This window comes from Pseudoalteromonas luteoviolacea, from assembly GCF_021654285.1.
GTDB lineage: Bacteria > Pseudomonadota > Gammaproteobacteria > Enterobacterales > Alteromonadaceae > Pseudoalteromonas > Pseudoalteromonas luteoviolacea_J.
In genome coordinates, this window is the sequence record NZ_JAKFZS010000003.1 from 128,547 (window position 1) to 142,004 (window position 13,458).

The window sequence follows — 13,458 nt, forward strand, 5'->3', positions numbered from 1 at the left end:
CTTACAAGTCCATCTCTGTCATGGATTTATCATCAAAAGCTGCGCTGATATCGCGCCCGCTAACTATGTCACTGATAACTTCTACTTGGGTCGCGCCGTGCATTGCCTGATCAGGTTCTGCCATCAGCACACCAATGCGCTGAGCAAGTAAAACGACACTGCTAAAATCAAACACGTCAGCCACGGTGCAACGCACTGCAAAATGTCGGTTAATCCGGGATATCAACTGCATTGCCATTACCGAGTTACCACCACAGTCAAAAAAGCTACTGTCTGTGCTCATCTGCTCTATGGGTAATAAGTCGATAAAATATCCAAGTAAAGTCTGCTCTATCTGGTCATCTGGAGCGCGATGACGCGCTACATGGCCAGTTTCAAGCACTGGCAATGCAAGCGACTTGGTATCAATTTTGCCATTCGGTGTGCGGGGCCATTGTTCAAGCCAACTGACAAATTCTGGTACCATATAGCTGGGTAGCTTCATCATTAAATGCTGACGAATGGCACTGTACTCCCACTGCACACCTTGCTGTGGACAAGAGAGGCAAAACGCGCATAAATGGGCTGTGCCTGACTGAGCTGTTTTGACTAAGACACGCACATCATCATGACCGAGTAACTTGCGCAATTGATATTCAACTTCGGCCAACTCGATGCGATGCCCATGCAACTTCACTTGGTTGTCTAAGCGCCCTTGCAACTCAAATCGGCCATCGGGTAAACACCTTGCTTTATCACCTGTTTTATATAGCCGTAAAGGCTGATGATTAACGGTGTGCGTCACGAAACACTGAGCAGTCAACTCTGCGCGATTAAGATAACCGTTTGCCAAGCCCGCACCACTTATCCAAAGCTCACCCCAAACACCAATGGGCAACGGCTCGCTTTGCTCGTTGGCTTGCTCAGACATGACAAACAACCCCGTATTCGCAATGCCATGACCTATGGTAATGTCATGTGCATCGGTAATGTGCGCAACGCTTGACCAAATGGTGGTTTCTGTGGGCCCATACATATTCCAAAGCTGAACATTTTGGTTCAACAGCTTTTCTGCCAGATTAGCAGTCAATGGCTCACCGCCACACAGTACTGTTAATCCTGAAATACTATTGGGAGCAGCCTGAATAATAAGTTGCCAAAGCGTCGGAGTCGCTTGCATAAAGGAGATCTGCTGTCGCTCAATCAATTCTGAAACCGCCAGCGGATCGCTACACGCTGCTTCACTGGCAATCACTAAGGTCGCCCCAGAAATAATGGGTAAGAATAACTCCAATGCCGCAATATCAAATGCCATCGTTGTAATGGCTAACACATGGTCTTGCTGGGAAATACCTGGCTTCTCTTGCATAGAAAGTAAAAAGTTGGCCAAAGCACCATGGTTAATTTCAACCCCTTTAGGGCGACCACTTGAGCCCGAGGTATAAATCACATAAGCGCACTGCTCACTGGCAACTGCGCTTTTTGGTAATGCAGTTTGATACGCTGCAATTTCACTGGCTTCGAGGTCAATATCGACACACACCATGCCCGTATCGACCATGGTTTTAATTTCAGCGCATGGCGCATCGCACAGCAGTAAATCAGCTTGCGCATCTGACAGCACTTCCCGTATCCGCGCTTGCGGGTAAGTAACATCAATGGGCAAATAAGCCGATCCCGCTTTTAACACGGCGAGCAAAGCGACCAACAGTTTACTGGTGCGTGATAAAGCAACCGCCACTAAACTACCCGCCCCTACACCTTGCGCCATGAGGTGGTGCGCTAACTGATTCGATTGCGCTTCCAACGCTTGGTAACTGAGCTCAGTAATATCATCTTTCACCGCTATTTTTTGCGGTGTGTTGAATGCCTGTTGCGACACCATGTCAATCAATGAATCACACTCAAACCCCAGAGAAGGATTGGCCAGTTGTGCAGATAACATCTGGTTATAGTCATCATCTTTTTGCAACTCAAACAAATCGCTGTGCATAGCCTGATCAGCACAGATATTAGCCGCCATGACTAGCCAAGACTGTGCAAAACGCGCGAACATGTCATCATCATATCTATCACGTTGATAATCGAGTTCAAACCACCACTGCTCACCAATATTCAAAATATTGCAAGACACTTCAAACTGACCAAAACAGTTGTTATTTGCGACCGAGTTCGATTGCAAACCACTGAATTCTGGTAACCTTTGTACACGGTCAAAATTAAATACCGTACTTGGCATGATCCAATCTTGCTCACACAAATGGGCATAGGGAAGATGCTGATGTTCAAACCCAGTGAGCAATCTGTCTTGCACCTGTGCGACCAATTCACCAAACTTCATCGTCGCTGAGACATCCAGTTGCAACGGTAACATATTGGTGCAATAGCCAAGTAAATGCGCGTCTAATACGTCGGCGTCTACATCAGGTGAGAGCAATTGGCGATCTGAGACTGGTACATTGACAGCAATGCGCGTTTGCTCAGACAATTTATGTAACCAAGCCACATAACAGGCCAATAGTGTTGCAAACAATCCGCAACCTTGCGCTTTTGCAACAGATTGTAGATTTTGCACCGCTTGCGTGCTCACTCGATACCTCAGTTGTTGCACTTGATAGTTAGGCTGAGCTTTCGCATCTCGCTTTAGTGGCAAAGCTAACTGCTCACTACCTGCTAGCTGAGCTTGCCAATATTGCATATCTTCCCCATAAATATTTGTCTGGGTGTAATTTGACAACGCTTGGGCATATTCACCAAAGCTTGGCGCACTTGGGCAAACCGCTTGCTCATCTGAACTGTAGTTTTGAGCTATTTTTGCCAATACCAACTGTAGAGAAATACCATCACATACAATGTGATGGGCGACCACACTCAAGTAATGGTTATGCATATTGTCAGTCAGTAAATAGAAGCGGCACAGACCCGCTTGCTCAAAATCAAATGACTGATAACGCAGCTCAGACAAACGCTGCTCAACTTCACAAAGGGACTCCTCAGGCGCAATAGAGAGACACATGAGTTCGGGGGCTGCACGAGTGATATGTTTAAGTTCAGCCACATCGACGCCACAACTTAGTAAAGGAAAGCTGCTCACCACATGCGCTACAGCGCGCTTGAGCTTGTCCACATCTAGTGCACCCGCTAAACCAATACTGGCCTGCAAATGATATGCAAGTGCTCCACTTGAACTGCGTAGCGCCAGTGCCAGCAATTGACTTTGTCCTTGAGTAAGCTGACCCACACGACTGTCGGTGTGTACAGAATGAACTTGCTTTGCAACATCACCAAAATAACCCGCTTGCTGCAACGTGAGTGCACTGTCTTTGACAGCGCGAATGACAAACTCAATATCCTCATTACTGTGTGCGGCACTGATAAAGCAGTTGCGCCCTTCCCAAATGAATACCCCGCGATTCAATAACTCATAAAAGAATACGTCTAGGTTTTGGCTAAATTGAAAGCGAAACAGTGATGAGAATGTATTAATTGCAATCGGGATAGCATGCGCTTGAAAAAACGCATTCAGCTGCTCTTTTAAGTAAGTGGTTTTGCGCGCAAGTTCAATTTGCAACTCAGGGCCTTGACGTTTGATCTCCTTGAGTACCGCAACCGCACTTGCCATGCTCAAAGGGTGCTTACAAAAGGTGCCTGCAAAAAAGGTGGTGTCAGCTTGCGGAAACGACTGATCGCCGTATTGCCACACACCGCCATCAATGCCATCAAGATATTCTTTACTACCTGCAACCACACCAATGGGCAAGCCTCCACCGACAACTTTCCCGTAAGTGGCCATATCTGCTTGAATGTCGAGTAACCCTTGTACGCCACCTGAGTGAGCGCGAAACCCTGTGATCATTTCATCAAAAATTAAAGCGATGCCCAAGCGCTTCGTTAACGCTCTAAGCTGCTTTAAAAACTCGAATGGTTGAAGCTCAGGGTGACGACTTTGCACAGGTTCAACTAACACGGCTGCTATCTCATGGCCATGTTGTTTTATCTGTTCAAGCGCAGAAAAGTCACCGTATTTAAGCACTAAGTTATCGGCAACAGTTTCGTGGCGTACCCCCGAACACATTGGCTCCACACGCTCACCACCCGGAGCGACAGCCGCCAATGTGCCATCAAAGTGGCCATGATAAGCGCCTTCAAATTGAACAATGCGCGGTCGTTTGGTTTTATTTCTGGCAAGCCTCAGTGCCGTCATCACCGCTTCAGTGCCCGAATTACAAAATGAGACTCGCGCCAACCCTGTCAACTCACTGATAAGTGAAGCCGCCTCACAGGCCTGCGGGCTTGCAAGCCCTAACTGAATGCCACATTCTAATTGCTGAGCAATTGCCGCGTTGATAAATGAGGGCTTATGACCAAACAAATTCACCCCAAAGTCCATGGTAATATCGATGTATTCATTGTCATCAATATCCCAAATTCGAGCACCCGCGCAGCGCTTGGCAAAAATGGGGTAAAGCATTTCTTTGCTCGATAACCTAAACCCAGCTGATGCGCGGCAATCGGCAAGATGCGATCTGTGCTGAGAGACCAGCCGCTTAGAGGCTGCTGTCTTTTGGCAGTACTGCGTGCTGAGCGCCTCACTGTGCTGACGCATTTCCTCAGTACCTGCTTGCCGCTGCAGCTGCTTGGCTTGAAAACCAGGCAGTACAGATGCCACCGATTGATGAGTCGACTCACTTGTTGAAGGCGTGACTTTTGAGTCTGCAAAACGTGCTTGAGCGGCCGTTGAAAGCGTTGATTTATCTCCAACTTCTCCCATTGGTTGCTGTCCAAGCCAAGCCAACTGCTGTGCGGTGACATCGGATACACTGAGCTGTGCAGCTTCACTGTTGACGCTGGCGGCAGCTTGCAGCTGTGCGCTACAAATACGCTCAATCAGGTGGTTATTATCTGATTCATTAATAGGGAAGCTTTTTAATCGTGGACTTGTAGCCTGTGGCGGCGTATTTTCCTCAACAGCATTAATTTCTGGCGTCAAATAATCACTATGTTGCGCTACATAGGCGACTAAGTTGGCTACTGTGCTCAACTCTTCATAAAACTGCCGCACACTGAACTCTAAATCGAACTGTTTTTCAAAAATGCGTACAGCCCGCATTATCATCAAAGAATCCACGCCCATTTCTAGTAGCGCTAAGTGCGGATCGATTTGCACAGCATCCATCCCCAGCTCTTTTGCCAAAGTAGATAAAATAAATTCTTCTATGGCTTGCGCCCTGTGAAGCTCATCTGTCACAGGTTGAGGCTGTATGGTGCTAGAGGCAATTGTTGATGATGGCTCTATTGCACTCATCCAGTGCGTATGCTTATCAAATGGATACTGAGGTAACGGCAAGCGCTGGGGATTAGACTCAGATAAAGATGTGTAAAAATCCTGCCATTTGATGTCAAAACCGAGCTCATATAGGTTGGCAATACACTCCCCTAAGCGCTCGCGATCATCACCCTTATCACGCAACACGGATAGATAAGTCGCCTCGATACGTGGCAAATTCTCTTGGATCAAGCCACTTAAAACCGGTTTGGGGCCAAGCTCAATCAAACACATCGATGTCAGCTCATGCAACGAGTGCAAGCAGGCATCAAATCGCACTGGTTGCGTAATTTGCTCGCACCAATAATTGGCGTCAGTGACTCTGTCTTGCTCTACTTTGCCTGTCACCGAAGAAACAAACTCCAGTGTCGGCTTATGCAAAGTGACCGAGCCGACGACCTTGGCAAATGCCTCTAACATGGGCGCCATAAGTGGCGAGTGGAATGCTGCTCCGGTATTCAGGGCTTTGTAACGAACTTCCATAGTCGTTAACTGTTGACTAATGTGTGTGATCGCATCCATGCTGCCAGAAAATACCACGCCCGCTTCCCCATGATAGGCAGAAATAGCAGCAGTATGTGTATACTCAGCAATAACAGACTGCGCTTGCTCAAGGGTGCACCTAGCGGCAATCATTTGGCCCCCGGCATCTAACTCATGCATTAAGGTCGCCCGCGCACTCACCAACTTAAGTGCATCAGCCAAAGACATCACACCGGCAATGCAGGCTGCTGCATATTCACCAACACTATGACTGATCAATAAATCGGGGAAAATACCCAATGAATTAAGCCGTTTTGCCATCGCATATTCAACGGCAAAAATGGCGACTTGGGTCCAGCGAATGTGATTTAATTTTTCATGATGTGCCTCTGCATAGAGCACGTTAGTTAAACGCTCATCATAATGCGCAAGCAACAGAGACTCACATTCATCTATTGCCGCTTTAAACACTGCATCAGATTGATACAGTGCTTTGCCCATATCTGGATATTGCGCGCCCTGCCCTGTGAATAAAAACACTACTTTTGGTGGGCTGACGCTTTGATCCGCTGGCATCATAGACATATCAGCATCATTCAGTTGCTGCACGAGCGCTTGCTTGTCTATGCCATAAAACGCTTTTTTAACCCCTTTTAAGGCAGGTGAAACCGATACTTGCGCAATTAAATCAGCACTTGCTTTATCACCAAGGTTTTCCAACTGGCATGCAAACTGTTTGGCCCAACTTGATAGTGCCAGTGACGATTTTGCAGCCAGCGGTAATACGCAGCAACTAGGTTGTTTCACTGCTTGATTCTGCGCTATTTTTTCCTTTGGAGGCGGCGCCATAATGACATGCGCATTGGTCCCGCCAAAACCAAATGAGCTCACCGCTGCTAAGCCCTGTGTGCCCTCATTGCTTGGCCAAGACGTATCTGCGGTTGGGATCGCTATGGCATATTTTTCCCACGGGATATGGCTATTAAGCGTCTCGCTATAGCGCTGCGCAGGGATCTGCTGATGTTTAAAGCACAGCAAGGTTTTGATAAGCCCTGCCAAACCTGCTGCCGACTCTAAATGACCAATATTGGCCTTGATTGACCCCACCAACAATGTGTTGCTGCGCTGCTGAGCATATACCTGTTGTAGAGCTGACACCTCAATTGGGTCGCCTAGTTTTGTCCCAGTACCATGCGCTTCTACATAATCAATATCTTGTGCAGTAACACCAGCATGCTCAAGTGCAGATTGGATCACTTGCTGCTGTGCACGGCCATTGGGCGCGGTGATCCCATTACTGCGCCCGTCTTGATTAACTGCACTCCCTTTGATCACGCCATAAATCGGGTCATTGTCTTCGATGGCTTGCGATAAAGGCTTTAGTAAAATAGAGCCAACGCCTTCGCTGCGCACATACCCATTGGCACTGTCAGAAAACGTCTTGCATCGCCCATCTGCAGCCAGCATCTGCGCGTTATCACATGCTTGCGATACATCATCACTCAAAATCAGGTTAACACCCGCCACCAATGCCTGAGGTATATCGCCGCTTCTCATTGCCTGTACAGCATGATGGAGTGCCACCAGCGACGAGGAACATGCCGTATCAATCGCAAGGCTAGGGCCGGTAAAGTTGTAAAAATACGATAGTCGATTTGCTGCGATACTCAGCGCGTTACCCGTACCGAGATAGGCGGTACTCTTTTGCACTTGTTGTGACAGGGAAAAGTAGTCACTTTGTGAAATACCAACATACACACCTATCTTTAAGCCAGCCAATTGCGCTGGCATATACCCTGCGGATTGAATTGCATGAAACGTATTTTCCAACAGTATGCGCTGCTGAGGATCAATGTGTTTTGCCTCACTTGGTGAAATACCAAAAACCGTGTGGTCAAATTCAGCAATGTCATCTAGATACCCGCCTAAACGCTGAGCATTCACCTCAGCACACAATTGTTGGCGGTGCTCACTTGGGGTGCTAATAGCCTCCTGTTCAGTGCTTAATAACTGCCATAGTTCATCTAGGTTATTGGCTCCTGGATATCGGCAAGCCATGCCAATGACAGCAATATCTGTTTCTTGATCCTCAGCACTGGAGGTAGCTTTATTTTGTGACTCGTCACGCAATTGTTCTTGCTTACTTTTTGATTCTATATGTGGATTGTCTTTACTAGATTGAGTCAGCGCGGCCTTCACTTCATCAAATTGACAAAGATATTGAGCAAGCTCACTGATGCTTGGATACTCATACAAAATGGTCGACTCAAGCTCGATGCCATGTAGTTCAATCAACTCCCCAGAAATGCGCACAGCCTTCATTGAGTCCACACCCAAGGATAAAAAGGAGGCATCCACATCTAGCTCTGTGTGTTCAACACCGACTTCTATGGCGATGATAGTTTGCAGTAGCTGACATGCACTGCGATATAAGGCTTGTTCTGATTTAGGCTGTGTATTTTTAGCAGCTAAGGGTGCAGCTTGCTTATCTGGTTGTCCTGATTTATACGCTGCTAAAACCTCAAAACGCCCTTGTTCATAATGCGCTTTATTTTCTTGCCGTTGCACCTTGCCGCTGGAGGTTTTGCACAAACGGCCCGGCTTGATCAAAACCACATCATAAGGCGCTATGCCATGTTGCTCGACAATGGCACTGATTATTTTTTCTATCACTTGCTTGTGATCTAACTTGCGAATCGCGGTGCGTTTAACTTGCTGTACAACAACCAATTTGTCTTCATTATCTGCATGAACATAAAAAGCTGCGCCGCCATTGCTCTCAAGTGCACTATCACTTTCACTGACCGTGAGCTCAATATCTTGCGGATAATAATTTTTACCACGGAAAATCAACACATCTTTAGAACGCCCAGTAACAAAGAGTTCATGCTGCTGTAAAAAGCCCAAATCCCCCGTACGTAAGTAAGGCCCGCTTTCTTCACCTGCGATAGTCGCTTGGAAAATGGCTTTTGTTTGCTCTGGTTTATTCCAGTAACCTTTAGCGACACTCGCCCCTTTCACCCAGATCTCGCCAACTTCCCCTTCTTTACAGCGCTTTAGTGTGCTTGGCGAGACGATAGCAACTTCATGCTCACACCATGTATGGCCACTAGACACAGCTTGATAAGCTGACGATTCAGCATTGTTCCCATTTTTGATGATGTGTTCCTGTATTTTAGCCACACCATTTAGCATTTTGTCATTATCCAGAGTCAAAATTATCGGCTCGCTCAGCAAGGAGCCACCCGTTGCAAACAGTGTTGTTTCAGCCATGCCGTAGCATGGAGACAAACTCTCTTTACGTAATCCACACTGCTTAAATTTTTCGTAAAAACGCTTAAGAGTGCTGGCGCGAACAGGCTCAGCACCATTTAGAGCTGATTGCCAATGGGACAAATCAAGCTCTGCCAATTCTTCTTCTTTGATAGTATCAACACACAAGTCGTAGGCAAAATTAGGCGCACTGGATGTCACCCCTTTAAACTCAGTCAGTAATTTGAGCCAACGTAGTGGTTTTTGTAAAAAGTAGGTAGGATTCATTAGGCACGCTGGCGCACCAATATAAATTGGCTGCAATATGCCAAAAATTAATCCCATATCATGAAAGTGAGGCAACCAGCTAACAATGGCCGTTTGGCTACTGTGACCAAAGGCCACCTTCATCATTTCTTCGTTATCGATAATATTATCGTGGGTGACCATAACCCCCTTGGGCACCCCAGTAGAGCCAGATGTATATTGTAAAAATGCTAAATCTTGGCCATTTACTGAGATGGCTTGCCAATCACGCTTAACGTCACACGTTATGGTATCCGTTGTAAACAATGCCAAGTCATTGAGACTGGCTTCTGACTCAAACAATGGGCGTGCGATTTCATTCACTTTCTCCGAGGTCAACACACCTTTTGCGCCAGCGTCCTCAATAATGCTTCGTAACCGTGTAATATTTTGATTCTTTTTTGGCGGGTACACAGGGACAGCAATAATCCCTGCATATAGACACGCAAAAAACGCTTCGATAAACGCAAAGCCTGAGTTATATAGCAAAAGCGCGCGATCACCTTGTTCAAAATGCGCACTTAGGTGCTGTGCTATTTGTCTTGCCCGTTGATCTAGCTGCTGATAAGTCAATAATTGACTGGGAAGGTCGTCGGAGAAAAAGTATTGATACGCAGTGTCACCACCACGAGTATTCGCTAATGTAACTAACGCAGTCACTAAGTCTGTTTTCATGCCATGCCCACAAAAAGAGTGATTAAGTGATCTCTGTGCTAGGATCTGGCCGCTCGACAGGCTTTGTGTTCTATGCAATGAAGGCTGTTACCGCAATCCTAGCTCTAACCACAAAATTGAAAAAAATTAATCAATTTAAAATTTACAACGAACCAACAACCGCGTGACATATAGCTTATCACTGCTATGCATACGCTTGTAGACGCGCAAAAAAAGAAGGTTAATTAACTTCTAAACACTGCAAGTTAAGTTAATAGACTACACCTTTTACCACCACCCAAAAACCAATAAATTATTGATTAAAAAGGATTATAAATAAAAGAAAATGCTACTCATGCAGGCAAGACAACTAGACAACAATACCCATTACCTAAAAATCAGAATATTCTTTATTAATTCATTACTGCCATTAAGATGCTATCACACAAAATGAAAAAATAAATCAAAATTACCAAAAATTAACAAATGGATAGAATGCAACCTTTGGTAAAGTTTAAACTTTGTGGAACAGTGCTGCCCAAGCTAGCACTTTTTGCATGTTGTTCCAGAGATTATTATTAAACACATTACGTTATATCAAACAGCAGTCATTTTTAATTTTAAATCTCATCAATGATTAGCCTAGCAATGCTACATGAAGGCTATTTGACATAAAGAGACACAACACAAAAGTTCATCTTCGTAATGAACAGATACCAGCGCTGTCAAATATTTATTACTTAAATCAGCCATTGCTATCTGTTTAATTAAACTATACTGAAGCTAGGATAGCCGCAGTCTGAAAGGGTAACTGCTTAATTTAACAGTGAGTACTTTAATGACCTTAACAGATTGCAACTCATCGTCATTAACGGATTAAACAATGTATAGCGACGTTTTTGCTGCCGAGATAGGCAAACGGCAGTAAAGGAATGAAAATGGATAAAGTATATTCAATCAACCTCAAGGTTTGGTTAACGCTCCTTTCCACGCTCTCAGCAGCTATATTTGCGTTGGTGCTTATCATTTTTAGTTTTGGCGTTAAAAAAGACTTTATTGTTGAGCAGACAATTTTCACTGCGACGCAATTTTCAATGAATATGGTATCAGCTGTGCAAGATGGTAGCCCTGATGCTGTTCGTGCAAAAATAAGCGCACCTACTTTTATCATCCCAGCGCCTGTTACGCTGGTAACAGATAAAGCGCTTAATATTTTATATAGCTCAGAGAAAAAGCATGTTGGTTTAAACGCTCAGGCCCTATTTCCACTTATCGACAAGGTGAAAGTCGCTCAAGAAAACACACCGCTGTCATCTCATTTTGATGAAGGCACCAACATTTTAGCGACCTCGCAAATAGTCTCTCTCACGAACACCCAAAATCATGATGCCAATTCATCCCTATTAGTCTATAGCCAATATGATCTCTCAGATACGTTTGCACAGCTATTACAACACTACAATCACAATGCTTGGTTTATCATTTCGGCGATTGTATTTGTCTCACTGTTAGCATTACTGGTGACCTATTGCTTTATTCACCGCCCTATTTCAGCCTTAGTAAAATACAGTAATCAATTGGGGGATTTTAAATTTATCCGAGAGCACAGTATTGATGGACAAGGAGAACTAAAACTATTAGCAAACAATATTGCACGCGCTTCATATGCGCTTGAACTCGGCTTTAAGCAGCAAAAATACGCAGAGCAAGCAGCCATTGAACAACATAGCATGCTAGAGGGCATTTTTTCTGCACTGCCAGATATCTTTTTTATCATTGATAAACAGGGCAAAATTTTGGAGTGCCATTACAGTAATAATGAAAATCTACCCATGCCCGAAGTGCAATTTGTCGGTCAAAAACTGGTAGATATATTCCCTTCGCATGCGGCCAAACACTTTATCAAAGCCATATCAACCATTGAGCAAAGCGGTCAGCTAACGCAAATTGATTACAAACTAGAAAGCACAAAAAACAGTAAACATTTTGAAGCGCGCTTAAATGCGATCCCCAATTCACATAAATTAGTTATTGCAGTCAGAGATATCACAGATCAGAAGCGCCAAGAAGAAGTCATTCTCAAGCATGCTTTTTACGATACGCTCACCAACCTACCCAATCGCTTTTTAGCACTCGACCGCCTTCAACAAATGATCCACGAAGCTAAACGTAACCACCAACTCATAGCGGTCGGGTTTATTGATTTAGATGATTTTAAAAAAGTAAACGACTCGATGGGCCATGAGGTGGGGGACAAGGTGCTTATCCATTCAGCGAGCGTGTTAAAAAGTGCGTTGCGAAAACACGATACCGTTGCGCGCCTTGGCGGCGACGAATTTATATTATTACTTGGGGATATTCACACTCACCATGATATCACCGCAATCGCAACGAAGCTGGTACAACTATTTCGTTCCCCTTTCGAAATAGATGAGCGCGCATTCACTATCTCTTTAAGTCTTGGTATTGCAGTATTTCCTGACGATGCCGATTCTCCGAATGAGCTATTAAGAAAGGCTGATTCAGCCATGTATAGTGCAAAACAAATGGGCAGAAATACCTTTTCATTTTTCACAGAAAGTATGAGCCAAGATCTCAATCGTCGATTAAAATTAGAAGATCAAATGCGTGGCGCGCTAGAGAAAGGAGAGTTTTCAGTCTATTTTCAACCACAATATGATTTATCTAATGGCTTTGTCGTTGGCGCCGAAGCGCTACTACGCTGGCATAATGAAGAACTAGGCTGGATCTCTCCAGCAGAGTTTATTCCGCTTGCAGAGCAAACCGGTTACATCATCGAGCTTGGTGAATTTGTGCTAGAGCAAGCAATTCTGCAAATTGCGCATTTACAAACAGTATACCCTCATCCATATCGTATTGCCGTCAATTTATCTCCACGACAATTCAAAGATCCTAACCTAGTCAATACCATTAGTACCCTGATCCACAGGCATAAAATTGACACCCAGTATCTTGAGTTAGAGATCACTGAAGGCGTGCTGCTTACCGGTGATGCACTGGTTAAAGATGCCCTATTTGAGTTTCATCAGTTAGGCGTTATTGTCTCTATGGATGACTTTGGCACAGGGTACTCGTCTTTAAACTATTTGCGTTTATACCCATTTGACGTAGTGAAAATAGATCAGAGCTTTATCTTTGACATGCACACCAGCGAGCAGGTGGAGCAACTCGTCAAAACCATCATCACCATGGCCCATAATTTAGGTATAAAAGTAATCGCCGAAGGCATAGAAACCCAGCTACAATTAGATACTTTAGCCGCACTTGGTTGTGACTTAGGCCAAGGTTACTTTTTAGGTAAACCTATGTCAAAAATTGATTTTGAAGCGTGGTTAGCGCAATATGCACAACAACCTTTGAATATTGAGAATAAATCCTTGTCGATACAAGACTATTAAATTGAATATGTTAGTATTGAGAAGTAGTGTAAGGATTTA

Annotated in this window: 2 protein-coding genes; one reads left to right on the forward strand and one right to left on the reverse strand. The window is 44.8% G+C overall.

Annotation, left to right across the window (positions count from 1 at the left end; genetic code table 11):
- Position 1 precedes the first annotated feature (1 nt).
- Positions 2-10,021: a non-ribosomal peptide synthetase/type I polyketide synthase gene (locus tag L1077_RS03380; protein WP_237135598.1), complete on the reverse strand. Its 10,020-nt coding sequence runs from the start codon at positions 10,019-10,021 to the stop codon at positions 2-4.
- Between the two features lie 917 nt (positions 10,022-10,938).
- Between L1077_RS03380 and L1077_RS03385 the strand changes: the two genes are divergently transcribed.
- Positions 10,939-13,419 carry an EAL domain-containing protein gene (locus L1077_RS03385; protein WP_237135599.1) on the forward strand — a complete coding sequence of 827 codons (2,481 nt, stop codon included), beginning with the start codon at positions 10,939-10,941 and terminating at the stop codon, positions 13,417-13,419.
- The last annotated feature ends 39 nt before the right edge of the window (positions 13,420-13,458 follow it).